A 24,044-nucleotide genomic window follows, 5' to 3' on the forward strand; every position below is an offset into this window, starting at 1 on the left:
GTTCCGTGTTGGAGGCGGGATGGATTTCCTGATGTCCCTCATGCTCGGCGTCGTCTACCAGGCCGACTCGCTGCTGATGGAGTCCCGGCAGGTGATCGGGATCGTCGCCGCGTTCCTGGCCGCGGTGCTCGCCGCCCAGTTCGGCTGGCACGGCACCGACCGCGTCATCGGCCGGCGCCAGCGCTCCGAGGACTGAGCGCTCCGAGCCCTGACCGCTCGAAGGGCCGAGCATGTGCGGGGCGGCCGGGGCCGCGCGCCCTCAGCGCAGTCTCGCCCGCAGGGCCCGCTCGGCGGCGGGCCACTCGTCGTCCGTCATCGCGTAGGCGGCGGTGTCGCGGATCGAGCCGTCCGCGCGGATCCGGTGCTTGCGGTGGACGCCCTCGAACGACGCCCCGAGCCGCTCGATCGCCGCACGCGACCGCTCGTTGCGGACCTGCGTGTGCCACCCGACCCGGATCGCTCCCAGATCGCCGAACGCGCGGCCCATCAGGAGCAGTTTCGCCTCGGTGTTGAGGCCCGTCCGGTGCCACCGCGCCCCGAGCCAGGTGTGGCCGATGCACAGGCCGCGATGGGACGGGGAGATCTCGTAGTAGGAGGTCATCCCGGCGACCTCGCCGGTCACCGCGTCGATCTGGACCCAAGGCAGGCGCAGCCCGCGCTCGCAGGCCGCCAGCGCCGTGTCGACCAGTGCGCGCATGTCCGCGGCGCCCGCCGGCTGACGCTCGTTCATCCAGGTCCACAGTCCCGGGTCCTTGGACGCCTCGAACAGCCCGTCGGAGTGCTCGGCGGCCAGCGGCTCCAGCCGCACGTACCGTCCGGTCAGGACGGGTCGCTCGAACCATGCGCCGCTCAACCGTTCGTCGCTCATGCCGAGCACGCTAGGAGCCCGGGGGCGGACTCCGGCAGAGCCACTTGGCGCCGTTATCCGCAAGCCACTCGCGCGGACGCTCCCCGGGAAGTCCCTGGGCGGCCGTTCGCGGGCGGCCGGTTAGCATGGGTTCCTACGCGACTGGCGCGGTCAAGGTGGATCACCACCGGGGAGCGAACGACAGTCCGGACACCGCGCGCCTGGGTGGACGGGACCCCTTCCGGCCGGGCATTGCGCCCGGGGCCCGGTCCCGGCCGACATCCACGCGGAGGAACGCATGACGGCACAGATTCTGGACGGCAAGGCCACGGCCGCCGAGATCCGCTCGAACCTCAAGGTCCGCGTCGAGGCGCTCCGCGACCGCGGCGTGTCCGTCGGGCTCGGCACCGTCCTGGTCGGCGACGACCCCGGCAGCCACTCCTACGTGAACATGAAGCACCGCGACTGCGCCGAGGTCGGCATCGAGAGCATCCGCCGCGACCTGCCCGCCACCGCGTCCCAGGACGAGGTGGAGCGCGCCGTCGCCGAGCTGAACGCCGATCCCGCCTGCACCGGCTACATCGTCCAGCTGCCGCTCCCGAAGGGCCTGGACGAGCAGCGCGTGCTGGAGCGCATCGACCCCGCCAAGGACGCCGACGGCCTGCACCCGACGAACCTCGGCCGGCTCGTCCTGATGCAGCCGGGCCCGCTGCCGTGCACGCCGAAGGGCATCGTCGAGCTGCTGCGCCGCTTCGACGTCCCGCTGAGGGGCGCCGAGGTCACGGTCGTCGGCCGCGGCATCACCGTCGGACGCTCCCTCGGCCTGCTGCTGACCCGCCGCAGCGAGAACGCGACCGTCACCCTCTGCCACACCGCGACCCGCGACCTCGCCGAGCACACCCGCAAGGCCGACATCGTCGTCGCCGCCGCGGGCGTTCCCGGCCTCATCACCGCCGACATGGTCAAGCCCGGCGCCGCCGTCCTCGACGTGGGCGTCTCCCGGGTGGACGGCAAGCTCGCCGGCGACGTCGCCGCCGACGTCCGCGACGTCGCGGGCTGGGTCGCGCCCAACCCCGGCGGCGTCGGCCCGATGACCCGCGCGATGCTGCTCGCGAACGTCGTCGAGGCCGCCGAGCAGACCCGCTGACCGACCGCCGTCCCGAGACGGCGCGCCGCGGGGGCCGCCACCCAGCACCGGGTGGCGGCCCCCGCTCACGCAGCCCTGGCCGCGCCGTCACATACGCGGCCGTATGGGGGGCTCAGCGATCGCCCTCTGGTTTGCGCTGCCGGGGAGGGCGACCGCAGGTCTCACATCAGCTGGCCCTCCGTCCCGCGGCCGTGCTGTGCGCCGGACGGCCCGGCGCGTGGGTGTGGCCCGTCGTGCCCGGCCGGCGCGTCTCGGTGGTGCCGCGCACCCCGGGGACGCGCCCGTCCATCGGCGGACGTCCCTGCTGGGGGACGTGCACCGGCGGCAGCGGTCGGACGAGGCCCATCGCGATGACCTCGTTGGCGAGCCGAGTGCGCCGGTTTGCGCCCTCGGGGATCCGGAACTTCTGATAGAGGCGCAGCAGATGCTGCTTGACCGCGGCCTCGGTGACGACCAGCTCGCCGGCGATGTCGCGTGCGGTGGCCGGAGCCACGAACGCCTCGTCGGACAGGGCGGGCCGGCACAGCGAGGTCAGCACGTCGACCTCGCGGCGGGTGAGCTCGGGTGCGACGGCGCGCCGCAGTTCGACGTCCGGGTCGACCTCCTCACGGGGGATGCCCCCCAACCGGCAGCGCGCCGTGCCGAAGCTCACGACGTCACCGTCCTCCAGTACACGGCGTGCGATCGGCCGGCCGTTGACGCGCGTCCCGTTGCGGGACAGGCCCATGTCCACCACGTAGACGTACGGGCCACGTCGGACGATCTCTGCGTGCAATCGGGACACACTCGGGTCGTCGAGGCGGATGTCCACTCCTCTCCCTCTCCCGACCGTCGTCACGTCGGGGCGCAGCGGCATCACCAGCCCGCTGTCCTCGATCCGCATGAACGGCCCCTCCACGGCAGTCCTCCCAGCTAGTTAGCGACCCCTGTCTGCCGGGTTACCCGGGCGCCGTGCCGTCACACCCTCCTACTGGCGAGTAGGACCGGTGGCGCAAGGGATTGCGGGCTCTCGGCCATCACCTGGAGCACATAGGACCCATCCGCATTCCGGCGGGGCGCGCGACCGAGAGCGCGCGATGTCGTGCCGGGACCCGAATGCCTATACCGTGAGGGCCATGAGCACCCAGGTGCATCGGCGCAGGCGCAAGGCGCCGCGTCGGAGGGGCGCCGCCCCGCACTGGCTCGCGCGGCTGCCGTACCTCCTCGTGCTCAGCGGCGTCGGCGCGGGACTCACCCTGTGCGCGTTCCACTACTTCCGCAAGGGCTCGGGCCTGATGGCCGCCGCGCTGCTCATCGGCGCGCTCGCCAGGCTGCTGCTGCCCGAGTCGCAGCTCGGCCCGCTCGCCGTCCGCAGCCGGTCGGTCGACTGCTGGACGCTCGTGATCCTCGGCGAGATGGTCGCGTTCGTCTCGCTGAGCGTCCCGCCGATGAACAAGACCGGGCTCGTGCTCGCCGGCGCGTTCGGCGTCCTGATCGCCCTCACGATGCTGGTGCGCGGTGTGCGGCTCCTCATCGCCGGGCGTTCCTCCCGGACGGGTGAAGGGCCGCCGGGCTAGCGCGTCCATGCAGGTGGGGGCGAGGGCGGGGGTCGCCGTGGCAAGGCCAGGTCTAGACCTCATGACCGCCTCGGCTAGCCTAGCCAGTTGAGCCTTACAAGGACTGCTGGCCAGGTGTAGGAAAGGGACAGCACAAGCATGCCCAAGATCAAAGTAGCGGGCCCGGTCGTCGAACTCGACGGCGACGAAATGACGCGGATCATCTGGAAATTCATCAAGGACCAGTTGATCCTGCCCTACCTCGATGTGGACCTGAAGTACTACGACCTGGGGATCGAGCACCGTGACGCCACGGACGACCAGGTCACCGTCGACGCCGCCAACGCCATCCTGGAGCACGGCGTGGGCGTCAAGTGCGCGACCATCACCCCCGACGAGGCGCGCGTCGAGGAGTTCGGCCTGAAGAAGATGTGGCGGTCCCCGAACGGGACGATCCGCAACATCCTGGGCGGCGTGATCTTCCGCGAGCCGATCGTTGTCTCCAACATCCCCCGCCTGGTCCCCGGTTGGACGAAGCCGATCATCATCGGCCGCCACGCCCACGGCGACCAGTACAAGGCCACCGACTTCGTCGTGCCCGGCCCCGGCAAGGTGACGATCACCTACACCCCCGAGAACGAGGGTGAGCCGATGGAGTTCGAGATCGCGAACTTCCCCGGCGGCGGCGTGGCCATGGGCATGTACAACTTCGACGACTCGATCCGCGACTTCGCCCGGACGAGCATGCGGTACGCGCTCAACCGCGAGATGCCGCTGTACATGTCGACGAAGAACACGATCCTCAAGGCCTACGACGGCCGGTTCAAGGACCTCTTCCAGGAGATCTACGAGACCGAGTTCAAGGCCGAGTTCGAGTCCAAGGGCCTCACCTACGAGCACCGCCTCATCGACGACATGGTCGCCGCGGCGCTCAAGTGGGAGGGCGGGTTCGTCTGGGCCGCCAAGAACTACGACGGCGACGTCCAGTCCGACACCCTCGCGCAGGGCTTCGGCTCCCTCGGCCTCATGACCTCCGTCCTCATGACCCCGGACGGCAGGACCGTCGAGGCGGAGGCCGCGCACGGCACGGTGACCCGGCACTACCGGCAGCACCAGCAGGGCAAGCCGACGTCGACCAACCCCATCGCGTCGATCTTCGCCTGGACGCGCGGGCTGGAGCACCGCGGCAAGCTCGACGGCCAGCCCGAGGTCATCGACTTCGCCCGCAAGCTGGAGCAGGTCTGCATCGAGACCGTCGAGAGCGGCCAGATGACCAAGGACCTGGCGCTGCTCGTCGGCGGCGAGACCCCCTGGCTGACCACGCAGGGCTTCCTGGAGGCACTCGACACCAACCTCCAGAAGAAGATCAACTCCTGATCTGGCCCCCCGGCGGAGTCGACCTGTCGCAGGCGGTCGACTTCGTGTAGGCGGTCGAGGGCCGTCCCGGATCCGTCCGGGGCGGCCCTTCCGCCTTCTCGGGACCGCATCCAGCCTTTCCGGACGGCGTTCCGCCTGTTCGGGGACGGGGTGGCATGCCGGGAGGTGCACCTGGACGGTCGCGGGTAGGACGTGCGCGATAGCCTGGCACCGCAACTATCTCGACGGCGAGAGAACCCGCGCCGGCCGGCGCATGCGGGCGGCCTCTCGGGCGGTCGGGTTCCCAAGGATGGCCGCCTGAGCCCCGTCAGGTCACAGCAGGAGAAGGACGCATGACTCGCACCCCAGTCACCGTTACCGTTACCGGCGCCGCGGGCCAGATCGGCTACGCGCTGCTGTTCCGCATCGCGTCCGGGCACCTCCTCGGCGCGGACGTACCCGTACGCTTGCGCCTGCTGGAGATTCCGCAGGCGGTGAAGGCCGCCGAGGGCACCGCGATGGAACTGGACGACTGCGCGTTCCCGCTGCTGTCCGGCATCGACATCTTCGACGACGCCGGGCGCGCGTTCGAGGGGACGAACGTCGCGCTGCTGGTCGGCGCCCGCCCGCGCACGAAGGGCATGGAGCGCGGCGACCTGCTGGAGGCCAACGGCGGCATCTTCAAGCCGCAGGGCGAGGCGATCAACGCCGGCGCGGCCGACGACGTCAAGGTCCTGGTGGTCGGCAACCCGGCGAACACCAACGCGCTGATCGCGCAGCAGCACGCCCCGGACGTCCCGGCCGAGCGGTTCACCGCGATGACGCGCCTCGACCACAACCGCGCGCTGGCGCAGCTGTCGAAGAAGGCGGGCGTCTCGGTCGCCGACCTCCGGAAGATGACGATCTGGGGCAACCACTCCGCCACGCAGTACCCGGACCTGTTCCACGCCGAGATCGCCGGCAAGAACGCCGCCGAGACGGTGAACGACCAGAACTGGCTGGAGAACGACTTCATCCCGACCGTCGCCAAGCGCGGCGCCGCGATCATCGAGGCGCGGGGCGCGTCGTCGGCGGCGTCGGCCGCGTCCGCCGCGATCGACCACGTGCACACCTGGGTGAACGGCACCGCCGACGGCGACTGGACGTCCATGGCGGTCGTGTCGGACGGCTCCTACGGCGTCCCGGAGGGCCTGATCTCGTCCTTCCCGGTCACCACCGAGGACGGCGAGTGGGAGATCGTCCAGGGCCTGGAGATCGACGACTTCTCCCGCGCCCGGATCGACGCCTCGGTGAACGAGCTGTCGGAGGAGCGCGACGCCGTCCGCAAGCTCGGCCTCATCTGACCCGCTCCCTCTGCTTCATCCGCTTCACGGACGAGCCCCGGACCGCCCAGGTCCGGGGCTCGTCCCATGCGCACCCCGCCAGGCCGGACCGAGGGTGCAGGGGACGAGGGGCGGGTCGTGCGTCCCAAGGCGCGTCGTCCGCGGGTCGGTGTGCTCAGGGGGCGGCGGCGGGTGCAAATGATCTGAAGGCGTCGGTATCGGTCGCTAGGGTGTGATCGCTCGGAAAGTGATCGGGGGAGGCGTGCCGGTGGCCGAACAGGCGTTCCAGGTGGATCTGCGGGGCGTGGTGGATCTGCTGAGCCGCCATCTCTACGCCAGCCCGCGGGTCTACCTGCGGGAGCTGCTGCAGAACGCGGTGGACGCGATCACGGCGCGCGGCGCGGGGGGCCGCGTCGAGATCGAGACGGGCGGCGGCGTGCTGCGCGTGCACGACGACGGCGTCGGCCTGACCGAGGACGAGGTCCACACGCTGCTGGCGACGATCGGGCGGTCGTCCAAGCGGGACGAGCTCGGGTTCGCGCGCCACGACTTCCTCGGCCAGTTCGGGATCGGGCTGCTGTCGGCGTTCCTCGTCGCGGACGAGATCGAGGTCGTGACGCGGTCCGCGCGCGGCGGCGGCCCCGTCCGGTGGACGGGGCGCTCCGAGGGCAGCTACCAGGTCGAACCAGGCGAGCGGGACGAGCCGGGCACGACGGTGACGCTGCGGGCCCGCCCGGGGTCGGCGGAGCTGCTGAGCCCGCCGGTCGTCGCCGAGCTGGCCGCCACGTACGGGTCGCTCCTGCCGGTCGAGCTGGTCGTGGACGGCGTCGCCGTCACCGGCGACGGACCCCCGTGGCGCGCGTCCTACCGCGACCCCGCCGACCGCAGGCGGGCGCTGGACCGCTACTGCGAGGACGTCTACGGGTACACCCCGTTCGACGTGGTCGACCTCGACGTGCCGGAGGCGGGGCTGACGGGCGTCGCGTTCGTCCTGCCCGAGCCGGTGGCGCCGTCCGCGCGCTCCGCGCACCGCGTCTACCTGAAGCGGATGCTGCTGGCCGAGCACGTCGAGGGCCTCCTGCCCGACTGGGCGTTCTTCGCGCGCTGCGTCGTGGACGCGGGGGAGCTGCGCCCGACCGCGAGCCGCGAGGCCCTCTACGAGGACGAGCTGCTGGAGTCGACGCGGCACGGCCTCGGCGAGGTGCTGCGGCAGTGGCTGGTGAAGCTCGCCGAGACCGACCCGGCGCGGCTGCGGGCGTTCCTGCGGCTGCACCAGCTCGGCGTCAAGGCGATGGCCCTGCACGACGACGACATGCTGCGGATCGTCGACCGGTGGCTGGAGTACGAGACGTCCTCCGGGCCGATGACCCTGCACGAGTTCCGCCGCCGCCACCCGGACGGCCGCTTCACCGCGAGCGTGGACGAGTTCCGGCGGCTGTCGGCGGTCGCGGGCGCCCAGGGCGTGGGCCTGGTCAACGGCGGCTACGTCCACGACACCGAGATCATCGAGCGGCTGCCCGACCTGGACCCCGACATCCGGCTCACGCGGCTGGACGCGGCGGAGCTGACCACCACGTTCGGCGTCCTCGACCCGGCGACCGAGCTGGCACTGCGGCCGTTCCTCGCGGCGGCGCAGCGGGCGGTGGAGCGGCTCGGCTGCGAGGTGGTCGTCCGCGACTTCGATCCCGCGTCGCTGCCCGCGCTGTACCTGACGAGCCGGGACGCGCAGTTCCGCGAGGAGCTGGAGCGCGCGAAGGAGGAGGCGGGCGAGCTGTGGGCGGACGTGCTCGGCGCGGTCAACGCCTCCGCCGGCATCGACCGCCCCCAGCTCGTGCTGAACCACCGCAACCCGCTGGCGCGGCGCGTCACGGCGCTCGGCGACGGCGGGCCGGTCGAGCCCGCGGTCCAGGCCCTGTACGGGCAGGCGCTGCTGCTCGGCCACCATCCGCTGCGTCCCGCCGACACGGCAGTCCTGAACCGTTCCTTCATCGGCCTGCTGGAGTGGGCCGTCCACTCCCCGGAAGGTCCCGATGAGCACTGAGGACGTCTACGCGCTCATGGCGCGGTCGCAGGAGCTTCCCTACGGGGAGGCCCGCACCGTCCTGGTCGAGGACGCGCTGCGCCGCGCGGAGGCGGCCGGCGACGAGGTGCTGGCGTTCCACGTGCGGATCAGGCTGACCGACGCCTACCGGTACGGCGGCGAGCCCGCGAAGGCGTTCGCGACGTTCGGCCGCACGCTGGCCGACCACGACCGCGACCCCGCCCGGTTCGACGAGACGCACAACCTGCTGTGGCAGATGAAGGCGGCGGTCAGCTCCCTGACCCTGTTCCCGGAGATCCCGCTGGACCGCGCCTTCGCCGTCCTGGACGACATGGAGCGCCGCTACAAGACGGGCGGCCACAGCCTCCAGGCGGTGTACCACTACCGCAACGTGGTGGCGCGGCACATCGGCGACGGTTCGGCCGACGAGTGGTTCGTGAAGTGGCGCACGGCCGAGCGGGACGAGCTGTCCGACTGCGAGGGCTGCGACCCGACCGGAATGGTCCGCCACCTGGTCGAGGCCGGGCGGCACAAGGAGGCGTTCCAGATCGCCGCGCCCGTGCTGAGCGCGCAGCTGCGCTGCAACGAGCAGCCGCAGTCGATCCGGACGGCGATGCTGCCGGTCTACCTGCGCACGGGCCGCCTGGAGAAGGCCGCCGACGCGCACCGCCGCGCCTACCGGGTGCACCGGGCCCGCCTCGCCGACCTCGGCGACATCGCCGACCACCTGGAGTTCTGCGCGGTCACCGGCAACGAGGCGCGCGGCCTGGAGATCCTCCAGCGGCACATCGGCTGGCTCGACCGGGCCCCGTCCACGCACGCCGACATGAACTTCTCCGCCGCGGCGGCCCTCGTGCTGGGGCGGGTCGAGGCGGCCGGCCACGGCGCCGCGACCGTCCGCCGCCCGGCGGCGGGCGACCGCCCGGCCGCGGACGTGCCCGTGCCCGAGCTCCGCGCCGAGCTGGCCGAACGCGCGACGGCGCTGGCGGCCCGCTTCGACGCCCGCAACGGCACGTCCCACCAGGGCGACGAGGTGCGCGCCACGCTGGCGGCCGAGCCGGTCGTCGACTTCCTGCCGCTGGCCCCCCACCACCGCCGTTCGGTCCCCGCCCCCGCGCGGCGGACCGACCCCGCCCCCGAGCCGCGGACCGACGCCGCCCCCGAGCCGCGGAGCGACGCGGTGCCCGAGCCGCGGAACGGCTCCGCCTCTTCCGCGGACGTCTCCGACCTCGCGTCGGTGGACGATCTCGACGAGCTGCTCGAACGGGTGGACCGGTGCCGCAGGGAGGAGGACCTGCCCGGCATGCTGGCGGCCTGCCGGCGGTTCGACGCCGTTGCCGAGACCACCGAGCCGACGCCCCTTCAGAGGGCCCGCCGCATTGACGGCCGGGGCATCGAATTCGCCATCGACGGGAACGCCCAGGGCGCGGTCGAGTGCTGGGAGGAGGCGGCCCGGCTCTACGCCGAACTGGGCGACGAGACGGGTCGGCACCGCGTGCTCGGCCGCCTCGGCGCCATGCGCATCGACCTCGGCGACGAGGGCGGCCTGGAGCAGGTGATCGCGTCGGCCGAGCACCTCGCCGCGCACCCGGGGGAGGCGGGCGACGCCACGGGCGCGCTGCTCCGCCTCGCCACCGCGCAGATCAGGTTCGAGCGTCCGGCCGAGGCCCTCGCCACGCTCGACAGGGTCGACCTCGACGACGCGCCGGAATTCGCCGGAGAACTGTGGTTCCAGCGAGGGCAGGTGCTTCTGCGGACCGGTGACGCCGAGGCCGCGGAGGAGGCGCTGCGCCGCTCCCTTGACGCGTCGCGCGCCTCGGACCGGCCGGAGACGCTCGCCGCGCCCGCCCTGGCGCTCGCCGGCGTCCTGGCCCGGCGGGAGGGCGGGCCGGACGAGGAGGCGTTCGCCCTGTTCGACGAGGCGCTCGCCGTCCTGCGCGGCCCCTCGCCGCTGCGCGCGGCCGTGTACACCGACCGCGGCCTGACCTTCCTCGCCGCCGACCGCCCCGCGGACGCCGTCGCCGACCTCGTGGAGGCCATCGCGGCCTGGACGGCCGAGGGCATGCACGAGCAGGCCGTCCACATCCGCACGGACCTCGCCAACGCGTACCTGCGCACGGGCCGCCACCTGGAGGCCGCCGAGGTGGCCGAGGAGGCGCTGCCCGGCCTGGACGGCGAGAACGCCCGGAACTGCCGCCTGATCCTCGCGCACGCGCAGAAGGAGATGGGCGAGGAGGACGCGGCCGCGACCTTCGCCGACCTCGCCGAGGAGGCCGCGCGGGACGGCCGCCCCGACGCCGCCGCGCATTTCCTGGAGGAGGCCGCGGGCGTCCTGTCCGCCCTCGACAAGGACGCCCTGGCCGCCGCCCGGTTCGCCGAGGCCGCCGAGGCCTGCGAGAAGGCGGGCGACCCCTACGGGCTGGTCCGGACCCGCCGCCGCGCCGCGATGTGCCTGCTGTGGAGCGGCGACCGCGATAAGGCCGTCACCGCCATGGAGACGGCCCGTGCGGCCCTGGCCGGGCTGCCGCCGGACAACGAGCCCGCCCGCGTCTGGGAGACCGCCCTCGTCTCCTTCGACCAGGCCCGCCTCCTCGCCCAGGTGGGCCGCCTGCCCGAGGCCGCCGCCCACGCCTCCGCCGCCGCGGACGGCTTCACGACCTTGGACGAGACCGACGCCGCCGAAGAGGCCACCCGCCTCCACAACGACATCAAGGCGGCCATCGAGTAACAGGGGCCCCGGCTGCCTGGCCAGGCTCCTTGGTCAGGCTCCTTGATCAGGCTCCTTGGTCAGGCGACGCGGTGGGCGCCCTGGGAAGGGGCGGCCTCCAGGAAGTCGGGGGGCGTCCAGCCGCGCCTGGTGTAGGCGTCGGTGATCGCGTCGCGGACCTTCGGGGCCCGTGCGGCGGGGGCGAGGACGATGACGGAGCCGCCGAAGCCGCCGCCCACCATGCGGCCGCCCCGGGCGCCCGCGCGCAGCGCGGCGTCGACGGTGGCGTCGGCCTCGGGCCAGGAGATCTCGAACTGGTCGCACAGGGACAGGTGCGAGGCGTTCAGCATGGCGCCGAGCTCCGGGAGGGCCCCGGCGCGCAGCAGCCCCACGGCGGCCTCGACGCGGTGGTTCTCGGTCACGACGTGCTGGACGCGGCGCCGCAGGACGGGGTCGCGCAGCGACGCGAGGGCGGCGGCGAGGTCCTTGACGTCGCGCAGGGCGTCAACGCCGAGGAGGGACGCGGCCTCCTCGCACTCCGCGCGGCGGCGGCCGTAGTCGCCGCCGGTCAGCGCGTGCGAGGCCCGCGTGTCGACCACCAGCAGGACCATGCCCGAGGCCGCCGGGTCGAACGGGACCTGCGACGACAGCCCGCTGCGGCAGTCGAGCATCAGCGCGTGGCCGGGCGTGCACAGCAGCGAGGCCGACTGGTCCATGAGGCCGCACGGCATGCCGACCTGCTCGTTCTCGGCGCGCTGCGCGAGCCGGGCCAGGGCGGGCCGGTCGATCTCGACGCCGTGCAGGTCGCACAGGGCCAGCGCGGTCGCGCACTCCAGGGCCGCGGACGAGGAGAGGCCCGCGCCCTGCGGGAGGTCGGAGTCGACCAGCAGGGACGCGCCGCCCGTCCCGTGCTCGCGCAGCACGCGCGCGACGCCGACCGGGTAGGCGGCCCACTGCCGGTCGGCGGGCCAGTGCTCGGAGGCGACCGTTCCGCCTTCCACGGGCGCGGTGACGGCGGTGGCGGCCTGCAGCGACCGCACCTCAACCACGCCGTCGTCGCGGCGGGCGGCGGCGACCGAGACGCCGCGCGGAAGCGCGAACGGCAGGACGAAGCCGTCGTTGTAGTCGGTGTGCTCGCCGATCAGGTTGACCCGTCCGGGGGCGCGCCACACGCCCTCGGGGGCCCGCCCGAACGCCTCGGCGAAGCTCGCGCTCAGCGTCTCGGTCCTCGGGGTCTCGGTCATCGGGAGCGCAGGAACGTCCACGCGTCGTCGACCATGGTGCGCAGGTCGCGCTCGGGCTTCCACCCGAGCCGCGTCTGGATCTTCTCCGACGAGGCGACCAGCACGGCGGGGTCGCCGGCGCGGCGCGGCGCCACCTCGGTCGGGATGTCGCGGCCGGTGACCTCGCGGCAGACCTCGACGACCTCGCGGACGGAGCTGCCGGTGCCGCTGCCCAGGTTGAAGATCTCGTGGCGGCCCGGCTCGCAGGCCTCCAGCGCGAGCAGGTGGGCGCGGCCGAGGTCGGTCACGTGGATGTAGTCGCGGACGCAGGTGCCGTCCGGCGTCGGGTAGTCGTCGCCGAACATCTTCACGGTCTGGCCGTTCCCCTGCGCGATCTTCAGCACGTTCGGGATCAGGTGGGTCTCGACCGCGTGCCGCTCGCCGAGCCGCCCGTAGGCGCCGGCGACGTTGAAGTACCGCAGCGACACCCCGCCGACGCCGTGCAGCCGCGCGTACTCGGCGAGCGCCGTGTCGATCGCGAGCTTGGACGCCCCGTAGGGGTTGGTCGGTCGGGTCGGGTCGGTCTCCAGGATCGGCGCCGACTCCGGCTCGCCGTAGGTCGCGGCGGTCGAGGAGAACACGATGCGGGGGACGCCCGCGACGCGCATCGCCTCCAGCAGGGCGAGGGACTCGCCGAGGTTCTTGTCCCAGTACAGGCCCGGCTTCTGGACGGACTCCCCGACGAGCGACTTGGCCGCGAAGTGCAGCACGGCGTCGAACCCGGCGCCGCCGAGCACCTCCGCCGCCGTGTCGCGCATCGTGCCGCGCACCAGCCGGGCGCCGTCGGGCACCGCGTCCTCGTGCCCGGTGGACAGGTCATCGAGCACGACGACCTCGTGCCCCGCCTCCAGGAGCAGAGCGGAGACGACGCTGCCGACATAGCCGGCGCCTCCGGTGACGAGCAGCTTCACTGACGGACCTCCACGACGAGACTCCGGCTGGTTCACGACGATCAGGGACGATCCGGACGGCGGGGGCCGTCCAGGCTGGTGCGTCCAGGCTATGGGGTCCGCCCAGGCTATCCGGAACGCCGAACGGGGAAGGCTGAACCCATGGACCGGACGCCGTCCCGGCCGCCCGTGGGGCCCGCGGGCGCGCTCGCCCGCCCTCTCGTGTGGCTGCTGTCGAGTTCCACCCAGCTCGTCGTGCGGCTCTCGGGCGGCGACCCGGGCGCGCTCCGCGAGGAGATCACCGCGGAGCGGATGCGGGTGCTGGTGGCGCAGAACACCCAGCTCACCGCCGACGAGCGGGCGCTGATCGGGGAGGTGTTCGCGGCGGGGGAGCGGCCGCTGCGCGAGGTCCTCGTCCCGCGCACCGAGGTGGAGTTCCTGGACGCCTCGCTCCCGCTGACCGCCGCCGCGCGGATCGCCGCGGCCACCCCGCACTCGCGCTTCCCCGTCTGCCGCGACTCGCACGACGAGGTGATCGGCTTCGTGCACATCCGCGACCTGCTGGCCCCCGTCCTGCCGACGCTCCCCGACGCTCCCGTCCTGCCCGGTGGGGAGGCTTCGGGGGTGCGGGGCGCGGGTTCGGTGGGGGAGCTGGTGCGGCCGGTGAAGTTCCTGCCGGCCTCGAAGCGGGTGCTCCCGGCGCTGTCGGAGATGCGCCGCGAAGGCTGCCACCTGGCGATCGTCATGGACGAGTACGGCGGCGTCGCCGGCATCGTCACGCTGGAGGACCTCGTGGAGGAACTCATCGGTGACATCCGCGACGAATATGATGTACAGGACGCGCAGGCACGGCGCCTGCACGGCGGGGTGGTCGAGGTCGACGGCCTGCTCAACCTGGACGACTTCGCCGCCGAGACCGGCATCCGGCTGCCGGCCGGGCCGTACGAGACGGTCGCCGGGCACATCATGGCGGTGCTGCGCCGGGTGCCCGCCGAGGGCGACTCGGTGGAGGCCGGCGGGCGCCGGCTCGCGGTGGCCCGGATGGAGGGCCGGCGGGTGGCGCGCGTGCGCGTCATGCCGCGGGCGACGCCGCAGGCCCTACCGGTGCCGCCCGGCACGCCGTCCGCGACCCCGCGGACGGTGATCGGCGACGCCGCCGCCGGCTCCGGCACCCGGCAGGCCGCCGGCGGCGAAACCTCCGGTGACACCTGAGAGAATCGGTCCGTGCACATGCCCGAAGCGCCCAGCCCCGAAGCGTCCGCCGGAACGGCCGCGGCACCGCCGCGCGTGCTGTCCGGCATCCAGCCCACCGCCGACTCGTTCCACCTCGGCAACTACCTGGGGGCGCTCCGGCAGTGGGTCTCGATGCAGGACACCCATGACGCCTTCTACTGCGTGGTCGACCTGCACGCGATCACCGTCGAGCACGACCCCGCGCTGCTGCGCCGCCGCACCAAGGTCGCCGTCGCCCAGCTCCTCGCGATGGGCCTGGACCCCGAGCGCGCCACGGTGTTCGTGCAGAGCCACGTCCCCGAGCACGCCGAACTGGCCTGGGTGCTCGGCTGCCTGACCGGGTTCGGCGAGGCCCAGCGGATGACCCAGTTCAAGGACAAGTCGTCCAAGCAGGGCACGAGCGGGACGACCGTCGGCCTGTTCACCTACCCGGTCCTGCAGGCCGCCGACATCCTGCTCTACTCGCCCGACCCCACCGTCGAGGGCGACCGGGCGCTGCGCGTCCCCGTCGGCGAGGACCAGCGGCAGCACCTGGAGCTGACCCGCACCCTCGCGCAGCGGTTCAACCACCGCTTCGGCGAGACGTTCGTGCCGCCCGAGGCGCACATCCCCGCGGGCGCCGCGAAGATCACCGACCTGCAGGAGCCGGACGCCAAGATGAGCAAGTCGGCGTCCTCGCCGCAGGGCATCATCGACGTGCTGGAGGAGCCCGGCCCGATGCGCAAGAAGATCATGCGCGCGGTCACCGACACCGGCACCGAGGTCGTCTACGACGAGGAGAAGAAGGCCGGCGTCACCAACCTCCTGCGGATCTTCTCCGCGCTGGAGGGGACCTCGATCCCGGACCTCGAGGCCCGCTACGCGGGCTCCGGGTACGGGCAGTTCAAGAAGGACCTCGCACAGGTCGTCCTCGACACGTTCACCCCGATCAGGGAGCGCACCCTCAAGCTGCTGGACGACGAGGAGCGGCTCGACCAGGTGCTCGCCCTCGGCGCCGAGCGCGCCTCCAGGGTCGCCACCGCGACGATGGAGACCGTGCGCGAACGGGTGGGATTCGTGGGACGTGGTCGCTGACGGTCCCGCTCCCGACGCCGCGGAGGGCCCCGGGGAGGCGCCCTCCGCCGGCGGCGGTGTGATCCCCGCCGGCGGCACGCGCATGATCGGCGTGGCCATCCCGATCCCCGACCCGCACGGCGCGTTCCTCCAGGCCCGGCGCGCCTCGTTCGGCGATCCGCTCGCCTACTCGATCCCGGCGCACATCACGCTGCTGCCGCCGACCGAGATCCGTGACTCCGACCTCGACGCCGTCGAGGAGCACCTGCGCGGCGTCGCGAGCACCGAGAGCCCGTTCCCGATCAGGCTGCGCGGCAGCGGAACGTTCCGGCCGGTGTCACCGGTCGTGTTCGTGGCGCTCGCCGAAGGGATCGGCGGGTGCGAGCGGGTACAGGCGAAGGTCCTGTCGGGGCCGCTCGCCCGGCCGCTGCCGTTCCCGTACCACCCGCACGTCACCATCGCCCACCACCTCTCCGACAGCGTCATGGACCAGGCGTTCAAGGATCTCGCCGGCTACGGCGCCGACTTCGAGGCGTGGGGCTTCTCCCTGTACGAGCACGGGCAGGACGGCGTGTGGCGCCCGCAGTGCGACTTCATCTTCGGGGACGGCGCCGTGCCGTCGCCGGGTGGTTCCCGAGGCGGCTCCCCGCCCGCGTGAACCGGGGCGGGCGGCGCTTTGCCCGCCTGATGTGGCGGAAGACGCTGCGTTGACCGATCGATTACCGTCTGCGGCATCGAGTGGCCCCGGTTGGGTACGTTGCGTGCATGCGGCAGGTGATCGGCAGGGTCCAGCGGCGGAGCGAGTCCCTGTTCGGCGACGGGAAGGCCGCGCTGCGCCGTTTCCGGGAGCGCTCGCGGGGGTTCGACCACCTGGTGCGCGCGTTCGAGCGGTACCAGGAGCGCCGCGGCGACCGGCTCGCCGCCGCCCTCACCAGCTACGCGTTCCTGTCGTTCTTCCCGCTGATGGCGCTGGCGTACGCGCTGCTCGGCTATCTCGTCGGGGTCAGCGACGAGGCCCGCGACTACTTCGTCCGGGCGATCAACTCGCAGCTGCCGGGGCTCGCCGGCCAGCTGGACGTCGAGCAGATCGCCCAGTCGAAGACCGCCGTCGGCGTCCTCGGCCTGGTCGCGCTGCTGGTCACCGGGATCGGCTGGGTGCAGGTGCTGCGCGAGTCCCTGCGCGACATCTGGGGCAACGAGCCGGGCGGCGGCGGCAACTTCTTCCTGAAGCGGCTGTGGGACGGCGCCGTGCTGGCGTTCCTCGGTCTGATCCTGGTCTGCGGCATGGCGGTCACGACGGTCACGACGTCCGCCACCCACACCGTCCTCGGGTGGCTCGGGCTGGAGGACGTCCCCGGCGCCGGCACCGGGCTGCGGCTGCTGTCGCTGACCTGCGCGATCTTCTTCGACACCGTGGTCTTCCTGGCGCTGTTCTCCCGGCTGTCGGGCACCCGGGCGCCCTGGCGGCGGATCATCCGGGGCGCGCTGTTCGGCGCGGTCGGCTTCGAGATCCTCAAGCAGATCGCGGCGTTCCTGATCGGGCGGACGACGCAGAACCCCGTCTACGGCACGTTCGCCGTGCTCGTCGGGCTGATGGTGTGGATCAACATCGCGACCCGGTTCGCGCTGTTCGTCGCCGCCTGGACGGCGACGCGCCGCGTCATCCTCGCCGCGGACGCCACTAACCCGGAGAACAGCGCCGACCTCGCGGAGGTCGAGGAGCTCCAGGAACGCGCCGGCGAGAAGCCGGTCCAGGCCCAGAAGCCGGTCCAGGCGTAGAGAGCCCGCGGCCGCGTCAGTGACGGCGGCGTCAGGACGGGACGGTCGTGCGGGACCAGAAGGCGTCGTCGGCGTACTGGTCCTCGGCCAGGGTCCGGATCTCGGTGATCTTCCCGTCCCGGATGCGGAACAGGTCGACCGAACGGCCGTCCAGGACCTGTCCGGGACGCTCGGCGCAGGTCTGCACGAGGGCCGCGCCGTACTCGTCGTTGGCCATGATCGAGTAGGGCTCGGCGCGGAACGTCCCGCCGGACAGCTCGAACAGCCGGACGTAGAAGCCCAGGACCTCCTCGGGCGTCCGGTACACGCCGCAGATGGGCCCGCGCCCCGGGACGCGGTGCACGACGTCGTCGGCCAGGAGCCCGCGGATGAGGTCCATGTCGCCCTTGGCGAAGGCCGTGTAGCCGTCCTTCAGCAGCGTCACGTTCGGATGCTCGTCGAAGCCCGGTGGTGCCGGTGAGGGGGCGGGTGCGCCGGGCACGGGGACGTGCAAGTCGGACATGGCGCGTTTCCTCCCCCGAGGCGCCGTTCCGCCGTCCCGCGGCGGTGACGAGATCACCGGCGCCACCGCGAGCGTATGCCTCCTGGCCAGGGGGTGCCAGCGCCGTGGGAAGGGGTGGGAGAAGCTTTACCGGCCGCTGCGGTAGCGGGCCGCCTCCAGCCGCCGCCTGCGGCGCAGCACCACGAACAGCGCCGTGATCGCGAGCAGGGCGCCCACCGCGCCGCCGCCGACCAGCAGCCACATGCGCGAGGAGTCGTCGGAGGCGAGGGGCGCGTCGGGCAGCACGCCCGAGCCGCCGTCCTTGCGGGTCTTCTCGAGGTCGCCGGGCGGCACGAGGGCGCCCACCGGCTGCACCTTGCCGCGGGCCGCGAAGCCCCAGTTCAGCAGCTTGGCCGCGTAGGCCGACGGCGGCATGTCCGCCCGCATCAGCGAGATCACGATCGTGTGGCCGCCGCGGCGCGCCTCGGCGACGAACGTCTGCTGGGCGGCGATCGTGTAGCCGTTCTTGCCGCCGAGCATCCCGGGGTAGGCCAGCCGCTCGCCCGGGAGCATGTGGTTGTGCGTGTGGATCGGGTACCCGCCGACCTTCTTGCCCTTCTTGCGCTCCTTCTTCGTCGGGGGCGCCGGGAACTGGAAGTCGATCGCCTGCATGTAGGCGCGGTACTCGGGGTTCTTCATCCCCTCGCGCAGGATGAGCGCGAGGTCGTAGGCCGAGGTGTGCTGCGTCCGGACGTCCAGCCCGAGGTCCTTGTCCAGCCCGTTCGGGGACCCGGCGAGCGTGTCGCGCGCGTTGATCCGCCTGGCCTCGGCGTTCATGTCGGCGAGGGTCCTGCGCATCCCGCCGGCGGCCTCCGACAGCGTGACCGCCGCGTCGTTGGCGGACATCATCAGCAGCGCGTGGAACAGGTCGGAGACCTTGTACTGCATCTTCGGCGTCAGGCCGACCTTGGTGCCCTCGGTGTCGCACGCCTTCTGGGACGGCCGGACGAGCCGGTTCGGGTCCAGTTCGGGGACCAGCGTCAGCGCGGTGAGGGTCTTGAGGGTGCTGGCGGGCAGGTAGTGCCCGTGCGGGTCCTTGGCGGCGAGGACCTGGCCGGTGTCGGCGTCCGCGATCAGGTACGAGGCCGCCTTGATCTTCGGCGGGGCGGGGACGCCCGGTGCCGTGTTCGCGATGATCCCCCGGCTCGCGAGCCGGGGCCCGCCGACCGTCTCGCCGGCCGGCGCCGCGGTTGGGGCCGCGGCCGGCGGTCCCTCGGCGGGCGTCCTCCCGGCGCGTACGCCGGCGGGGGCGGCCGCGAAGGCGGGGGCCGCCGCGAGCGAGGCGGCCGTGACCGGCACGGTGATGACCGTCAGGGCGCGGCGGACGCCGGCCGGCCCTCGTCGCTGTCGTGACAAGCTCCCGACGCTCCTCAATCCCGTGGGAACGCGATCGCTCCCGGCGCGCAGGCGCCCAACGCCCATGACTCCCCCCGAAGACTAGGCGACCTATCCGGCGAAGAGGTACCCGATCACGAAACCGGCAAGCGAGGGACGGATGCGACCGACGCGACGGATGTGACGCAAGTGACAGACAGGACGTACGACGCAGCCGTCCCATAACGTTACGTATGGGACACCTTGGATCGGTTACGATCCGTCATCGACAGGATTTTCAGACGGGCCGACGGTATTTTGGACGGGCTGACTAGTTCGATCTAGTGGTGCGCACACCAAGATCGATGACCGAAAAGTAGGACCTCCGCCCGCCGGCGACCGTCCGCATGAGTCAATTGATCCGCAAAGGGCAGGACGCCCGGCAGGGGGCGGGCACGGACGCCATCATGGAACGAACACGTGACCTGGACCGGCGTTTGTCCAGGCTTAGGGACCCGCTGGCTGAATTGCGCCACGTGCCACGCAACGACCTGCAAGGATTGTGGACGGAGGTTGGCCGTGGCCATTGACTTCAACGCATCGCACGGGGCGACGCTGGGCGTCGAGTGGGAGATCCAACTCGTCGATGCGGAGACCAGGCACCTGCGGCAGGACGCACGCGAGGTGCTCGCCGCCCTGCCGTCGCTCAGCGAGGACGGCGACATCCCCCGCGTCCGGCACGAGCTGATGGAGTCCACGGTCGAGGTCGTGACCGGGATCAGCGGCACCGTGGGAGAGGCCAAGGCCGACCTCTCCGGCACCCTCGCCGCCCTGCGCGCCGCCGCGGCCGACCGCGGCCTCGCGCTGGCCTGCACGGGCACCCACCCGATCAGCGACTGGCGGGAGGCCGTGATGGCGCCCATGGGGCGCTACGCGAAGCTCGTCGAGGAGATGCAGTGGCTGGCCCGGCGCATCCAGACGTTCGGCGTTCACGTCCACGTCGGCATCTCCGACGGCGCCAAGGTCATCCCCATCGTCAACGCGCTCTCGTCCTACCTTCCGCACTTCCTCGCGCTCACCGCCTCCAGCCCGTTCTGGAGCGGCAGCGACACCGGCCTCGCGTCCTGCCGGGCGGTCGTGTTCGGCCAGATGCCCACGGCCGGGCCGCCCCACCTTCTAGACGACTGGGCGGCCTTCGAGGATTACATGGACACGTTGATGCGTTCCGGAACGATAAGGAGCATCAAAGAGGTCTGGTGGGACATCCGGCCGCATCCCGACTTCGGCACCGTCGAGATCAGGATGTTCGACGGGATCCCCACGCTGCGTGAGGTGGGCATGGCCGCCGCTCTGTGCCAGAGCCTCGTCACGCTGTTCGAGCAGCAGCTGGACCGCGGGTACACCCTGCCGCGGCCGGCCGCCTGGGTGGTGCGCGACAACAAGTGGCGCGCCACGAGGTACGGGCTCGACGCGATCGTCATCACCGACGACACTGGGAACACCGCTCCGCTCCGCGACGACCTCTACGAGCTGATCAGGGAGCTGGAGCCGGTCGCCGACCGGCTCGGCTGCGCCGAGGAGCTCAAGGTCGCCGGCGAGGTGCTGGAGTACGGGGCCCCGTACGAGCGCCAGCGCGCGATCCGCGCCGCCGGCGGGACCCTGGAGAACGTCGTCGACGCGGCGATCGCCGAGCTCGCGGAGGACAGGTTCGTCACACTGGGGGAGGTCGCACATGCCGGAGCCTGAGGGACCGGACCGCACCGGGGACCCCGCGCGCACCGACCCCGCGACCGCACCCGCCGCGCACGACGCCGCGACTTCCAAGCACGCCGCGGCTTCGAAGCACGAAACGCCCTCGAAGAACGACCTGTCCTCGACGGACGACACTTCGAAGGACGACGCGGTTTCAGAGAACGACACGGCCGCGAAGAACGACACGGCCGCGAAGAACGACACGGCCGCTGAGCAGGACACGGTTTCCAAGAACATCACCCGGCGGGCGCCGTTCGGCTCCGCCGTCGCGCAGGGGGCGCACATGACACATCCGGGACCCGGGGTGATGCCCGGCCTTGAACCACCCACCGCCCCGGGGCCGGACGGTCCCGAGGGCCGTGCGGACCTGGGCGCCGCCTCCGGCGCCGCCGGCGCGAACGGGCTGGCGCCCGGCGTGCCCGAGGCTCTCGGCTCCGAGGGAGCCGTGCGGCGGCAGGACGCCTCCGCCGCGGCGGCCGGCGCCCACGCGGCGACCGGCGTCCCCGCGGTGGCCGGCGTCCCGGCGGTGCTCGGCGGGGCCGTGCTGCAACCGCAGCTCGACGCGTTCCTCGCCGCGCACGAGGCGGAGCTGATCGCGTTCCGCCGCGACCTGCACATGCACCCCGAGCTCGGCTACTCCGAGCACCGCACGACCCGCAGGCTCGCCGAGCGGCTCCGCGCGGCCGGGCTGGAGCCGGTGATCCTGCCTAAGGGCACCGGGCTGTTCTGCGACATCGGCCCCGCCGACGGCACGACCGTGGCGCTGCGGGCCGACATCGACGCGCTCCCGCTCCAGGACGAGAAGGAGGGCGTCGCCTACCGGTCGACCGTCCCCGGCGTCGCACACGCGTGCGGGCACGACGTGCACACCGCGATGGTGCTGGGCGCGGGCCTGTTCCTGGCCCAGCAGGCGGAGGCGGGGCTGCTGCCCGGCCGGGTCCGGCTGCTGTTCCAGCCCGCCGAGGAGACGCCGGGCGGCGCGCTCGACGTGATGGCCGCGGGCGGTATCGCGGGCGTCGACCGCGCGTTCGCGCTGCACTGCGACCCCCGCATCGAGGTCGGCCAGCTCGGCCTGCGCACCGGTCCGATCACCGCCGCCTGCGACAAGGTCTACGTGAAGGTCACCGGGCCCGGCGGGCACACCGCCCGGCCGCACCTGACCGCCGACCTGGTCTACGCGCTCGCCAAGATCGTGACCGAGCTGCCGTCCGCGCTGTCGCGGCGCGTCGACCCGCGCTCCAGCCTGTCGCTGGTGTGGGGGCGCGTGTCGGCCGGCTCCGTCGCCAACGCCATCCCCGACGACGGGATCGCCGAGGGCACCGTCCGCTGCCTGGACGACGAGGCGTGGCACCGGGCCCCGGAGATGATGAAGGCGCTGCTCCAGTCGGTCGCAGCCGCCTACGACGTGGAGGCGTCGCTGGAGTACGTCCGGGGCGTCCCGCCGACCGTGAACGAGGCGGCCAGCGTGCAGATGTTCCGCGACGCCGCCGCCCAGGTCATGGACGAGGACGGCGTCGTGCCGACCCCGCAGAGCCTCGGCGGCGAGGACTTCGGCTGGTACCTGGAGTCGATCCCGGGCGCCCTCGCCCGGCTCGGCGTCCGCACCCCGGGCTCGCCCGGCGAGTACGACCTGCACCGCGGCGACTTCGACGTCGACGAGCGGTGCATCGCCGTCGGCATGAAGGTCCTGAGCGCCACCGCGCTGACCGCGCTGTGGGACGGCGGACGTCCCGGCGACGCCGAGTCGATCGAGGGGGCCGCGCTGGCCTAGCCCCCGCCGGTCGGGCTGCGGTCATCACCGTGGGTGATCAAGCGGCTCGCCCCTTCCGATCTCCGGGTACCCCGCGCACGAGGGCTCCGCGTGCCGGTCAGCGCCGCCCATGGGCGCGCTGACCTGTGGCGATATGCCTACGCATTGGTAACGGACCTGTTGCGAAACCGTGCAAGCGGGAAGTTTGCGGTCAATCGCGAGGTAGCGTCCGATCGATTTCGGTGACCGGACCGGGTCACCAGACCGTGGGTGGGACGGAAGGAGCGCTACCTTGCGCCGTGGACTGAAGATGACGCTCGTCACCGTGACGGGTGCGGCCCTGACGCTCAGCGCTTCCGCGTGCGGTGGCAAGAAGGCCGAGAGCAGCGGCGGGGACGAGGGCGGCAAGAAGACCCTCAAGATCGGCCTGGCCTTCGACATCGGCGGCCGGGGTGACCAGTCCTTCAACGACTCGGCCGCCGCGGGCCTCGACAAGGCCAAGAAGGACCTGGACGTCAAGACCGAGGAGATCTCCGCCAAGCCGGACGAGCCGGACTCCGACAAGGAGTCGCGCCTGCGCCTGCTGGCCAACAAGGGCTACAACCCGGTGATCGGCGTCGGCTTCGCCTACACGGCCTCGATCAACAAGGTCGCCAAGGACTTCCCGAACACCAAGTTCCTCGTCGTCGACGCCGACCAGTGCAAGGTCGAGGGCGCCAACGTCAGCGGCGCCTGCTTCTCCGAGGAGCAGGGGTCCTACCTGGTCGGCGCCGCGGCCGCGCTGAAGTCCAAGACCGGCACGATCGGGTTCATCGGCGGCGTCAACGTCCCGCTGATCAACAAGTTCTTCGCCGGGTACCAGGCGGGTGCGAAGAAGGCCAAGCCGGGCATCAAGGTGCTGCCGGCCAAGTACCTCACGCAGCCCCCGAACTTCAACGGCTTCAAGGACGCCGGTCTCGGCAACGAGGCGGCCAAGGGTCAGCTCGACCAGAACGCCGACGTGATCTACCACGCGGCGGGCGGCGCGGGCATCGGCGTCATCAAGACCGTCGGCGCGGCCAAGAAGTGGGCGATCGGGGTCGACTCCGACCAGTACAACCAGCCCGCGGTCGCCGGGGTGAAGGACCAGATCCTCACCTCCATGGAGAAGCACGTGGACGTCGCGGTGTACGACTTCGTCGAGAGCGTCGCCAAGGGCACGTTCAAGGCCGGCACCACGCAGTACAACCTCAGCAACGACGGCATCGGCTACGCCACCTCCGGGGGCCACGTCGACGACATCAAGGCCAAGCTGGACGAGCTGAAGGCCGACATCATCAGCGGCAAGATCACGGTTCCGACCAAGGCCTGACGCCGAGGCCCGGGCACGGGGGGATCCCTCCCGTACGGCGACGTGCCGGACCGGCCTCGTCCGGCCGGAACCGCGCACCGGGCGCCACCTCCACGGGTGGCGCCCGGTGCGGCGGCACGTCCCCCGGTCCACGTCTTCTTCAC

General features: G+C 72.5%; 20 protein-coding genes and 1 riboswitch. Of the genes, 14 read left to right on the forward strand and 6 right to left on the reverse strand.

Annotation, left to right across the window (positions count from 1 at the left end; genetic code table 11):
• Positions 1-19 precede the first annotated feature (19 nt).
• Positions 20-196, forward strand: coding sequence for a hypothetical protein (locus K4S16_RS44275; RefSeq protein ID WP_160160889.1), 177 nt, complete (start codon positions 20-22; stop codon positions 194-196).
• A gap of 63 nt (positions 197-259) precedes the next feature.
• Here the strand turns inward: K4S16_RS44275 and K4S16_RS12200 are convergent, their stop codons facing one another.
• Positions 260-868, reverse strand: a complete 609-nt coding sequence (locus K4S16_RS12200; protein ID WP_149259029.1) for a GNAT family N-acetyltransferase — start codon at positions 866-868, stop codon at positions 260-262.
• Positions 869-995: 127 nt separating this feature from the next.
• A riboswitch (ZMP/ZTP riboswitch) is annotated at positions 996-1,081 on the forward strand.
• 64 nt (positions 1,082-1,145) lie between these two features.
• On the opposite strand from K4S16_RS12200, the gene K4S16_RS12205 reads away from it, so the two are divergent.
• A complete protein-coding gene (locus K4S16_RS12205) occupies positions 1,146-1,994 on the forward strand; it encodes a bifunctional methylenetetrahydrofolate dehydrogenase/methenyltetrahydrofolate cyclohydrolase (protein ID WP_149259030.1) in 849 nt (282 codons plus the stop codon).
• Between the two features lie 166 nt (positions 1,995-2,160).
• Here the strand turns inward: K4S16_RS12205 and K4S16_RS12210 are convergent, their stop codons facing one another.
• Positions 2,161-2,892, reverse strand: a complete 732-nt coding sequence (locus tag K4S16_RS12210; RefSeq protein ID WP_149259031.1) for an FHA domain-containing protein — start codon at positions 2,890-2,892, stop codon at positions 2,161-2,163.
• 217 nt (positions 2,893-3,109) lie between these two features.
• Here K4S16_RS12210 and K4S16_RS12215 point away from each other — a divergent pair, with 217 nt between their 5' ends.
• The 5 genes from K4S16_RS12215 (at position 3,110) to K4S16_RS12235 (ending at position 10,976) form a co-directional block, all read left to right on the forward strand.
• Positions 3,110-3,550 (forward strand): DUF3017 domain-containing protein, encoded by a 441-nt coding sequence (locus K4S16_RS12215; RefSeq protein ID WP_149259032.1) that lies wholly within the window; start codon positions 3,110-3,112, stop codon positions 3,548-3,550.
• 138 nt (positions 3,551-3,688) lie between these two features.
• Positions 3,689-4,906 (forward strand): NADP-dependent isocitrate dehydrogenase, encoded by a 1,218-nt coding sequence (locus K4S16_RS12220; RefSeq protein WP_149259033.1) that lies wholly within the window; start codon positions 3,689-3,691, stop codon positions 4,904-4,906.
• 332 nt (positions 4,907-5,238) lie between these two features.
• On the forward strand, positions 5,239-6,228 hold the full coding sequence (locus K4S16_RS12225; protein ID WP_149259034.1) for a malate dehydrogenase: 990 nt from the start codon (positions 5,239-5,241) through the stop codon (positions 6,226-6,228).
• Positions 6,229-6,475: 247 nt separating this feature from the next.
• The gene (locus K4S16_RS12230) at positions 6,476-8,248 is read left to right on the forward strand and encodes an HSP90 family protein (protein ID WP_149259035.1); all 1,773 of its coding nucleotides are present in this window, start codon (positions 6,476-6,478) and stop codon (positions 8,246-8,248) included.
• Positions 8,238-10,976, forward strand: a complete 2,739-nt coding sequence (locus K4S16_RS12235) for a tetratricopeptide repeat protein (protein ID WP_149259036.1) — start codon at positions 8,238-8,240, stop codon at positions 10,974-10,976. The genes K4S16_RS12230 and K4S16_RS12235 overlap by 11 nt, the downstream gene beginning before the upstream one ends.
• A 59-nt stretch (positions 10,977-11,035) precedes the next feature.
• Here K4S16_RS12235 and galK read toward each other — a convergent pair whose 3' ends face one another.
• Entirely contained in the window at positions 11,036-12,199 is a 1,164-nt protein-coding gene (galK, locus tag K4S16_RS12240) for a galactokinase (protein ID WP_149259539.1), read from the reverse strand.
• On the reverse strand, positions 12,196-13,149 hold the full coding sequence (gene galE / locus K4S16_RS12245; RefSeq protein ID WP_149259037.1) for a UDP-glucose 4-epimerase GalE: 954 nt from the start codon (positions 13,147-13,149) through the stop codon (positions 12,196-12,198). The genes galK and galE overlap by 4 nt, the downstream gene beginning before the upstream one ends.
• A gap of 141 nt (positions 13,150-13,290) precedes the next feature.
• On the opposite strand from galE, the gene K4S16_RS12250 reads away from it, so the two are divergent.
• The 4 genes from K4S16_RS12250 to K4S16_RS12265 all read left to right on the forward strand — a co-directional run bounded on the left by K4S16_RS12250 (position 13,291) and on the right by K4S16_RS12265 (position 17,193).
• Positions 13,291-14,340 carry a hemolysin family protein gene (locus tag K4S16_RS12250; RefSeq protein ID WP_149259038.1) on the forward strand — a complete coding sequence of 350 codons (1,050 nt, stop codon included), beginning with the start codon at positions 13,291-13,293 and terminating at the stop codon, positions 14,338-14,340.
• Positions 14,341-14,358: 18 nt separating this feature from the next.
• Complete coding sequence (gene trpS, locus K4S16_RS12255) at positions 14,359-15,435, forward strand: tryptophan--tRNA ligase (protein ID WP_149259540.1); 1,077 nt, start codon at positions 14,359-14,361, stop codon at positions 15,433-15,435.
• Complete coding sequence (locus K4S16_RS12260) at positions 15,425-16,072, forward strand: 2'-5' RNA ligase family protein (protein WP_235036743.1); 648 nt, start codon at positions 15,425-15,427, stop codon at positions 16,070-16,072. The genes trpS and K4S16_RS12260 overlap by 11 nt, the downstream gene beginning before the upstream one ends.
• Positions 16,073-16,179: 107 nt before the next feature.
• Positions 16,180-17,193 carry a YihY/virulence factor BrkB family protein gene (locus K4S16_RS12265; protein ID WP_149259039.1) on the forward strand — a complete coding sequence of 338 codons (1,014 nt, stop codon included), beginning with the start codon at positions 16,180-16,182 and terminating at the stop codon, positions 17,191-17,193.
• Positions 17,194-17,224: 31 nt separating this feature from the next.
• On the opposite strand, the gene K4S16_RS12270 is transcribed toward K4S16_RS12265, so the two are convergent.
• Together K4S16_RS12270 and K4S16_RS12275 are read right to left on the reverse strand one after the other, a co-directional pair.
• A complete protein-coding gene (locus K4S16_RS12270) occupies positions 17,225-17,695 on the reverse strand; it encodes a nuclear transport factor 2 family protein (RefSeq protein WP_149259040.1) in 471 nt (156 codons plus the stop codon).
• Positions 17,696-17,821: 126 nt separating this feature from the next.
• On the reverse strand, positions 17,822-19,090 hold the full coding sequence (locus K4S16_RS12275) for a D-alanyl-D-alanine carboxypeptidase family protein (protein WP_235036744.1): 1,269 nt from the start codon (positions 19,088-19,090) through the stop codon (positions 17,822-17,824).
• Between the two features lie 537 nt (positions 19,091-19,627).
• Here K4S16_RS12275 and K4S16_RS12280 point away from each other — a divergent pair.
• The 3 genes from K4S16_RS12280 (at position 19,628) to K4S16_RS12290 (ending at position 23,901) form a co-directional block, all read left to right on the forward strand.
• Positions 19,628-20,794: a glutamate--cysteine ligase gene (locus K4S16_RS12280; RefSeq protein WP_149259042.1), complete on the forward strand. Its 1,167-nt coding sequence runs from the start codon at positions 19,628-19,630 to the stop codon at positions 20,792-20,794.
• A gap of 289 nt (positions 20,795-21,083) precedes the next feature.
• Positions 21,084-22,571, forward strand: a complete 1,488-nt coding sequence (locus tag K4S16_RS12285) for an amidohydrolase (protein ID WP_375708330.1) — start codon at positions 21,084-21,086, stop codon at positions 22,569-22,571.
• A 271-nt stretch (positions 22,572-22,842) separates the two neighbouring features.
• Positions 22,843-23,901: a BMP family protein gene (locus K4S16_RS12290; RefSeq protein WP_149259043.1), complete on the forward strand. Its 1,059-nt coding sequence runs from the start codon at positions 22,843-22,845 to the stop codon at positions 23,899-23,901.
• The last annotated feature ends 143 nt before the right edge of the window (positions 23,902-24,044 follow it).

It is taken from the genome of Actinomadura sp. K4S16 (genome assembly GCF_008327685.1).
GTDB lineage: Bacteria > Actinomycetota > Actinomycetes > Streptosporangiales > Streptosporangiaceae > Spirillospora.